The 286-nt window shown below is 41.3% G+C and carries 1 protein-coding gene; it reads right to left on the bottom strand.

The genetic code is table 11. The features are described 5' to 3' along the window. The coding region (locus A3750_RS05525) for a LuxR C-terminal-related transcriptional regulator (RefSeq protein WP_231871731.1) at positions 1-286 on the bottom strand (286 nt) is incomplete at both ends.

Genomic DNA, 286 nt, shown 5'->3' on the forward strand with positions numbered 1-286 from the left:
ACTTTGGATCTTTAGCTTTTCAAAAATACGATAGCGATAGGTATTCACTGTTTTTGGGCTAAGGCAAAGCGCATCAGATATATCCTGAACCTTTCTACAATCAATGATCATGGACGCTATTTGCATCTCGCGACTTGATAGGTCTTCGAATGGGTCTGCGCTATCATTTAAGGCAATATTTTGCGCGATATCAGCACTAAGGTAGCGCTCGCCCAGGTCGACTATTTTTATCGCCTTAATAATTTCTGAAATATGACTGCTTTTTGAAACATATCCGGTGGCGCCT

This window comes from Oleiphilus sp. HI0079, assembly GCF_001635105.1.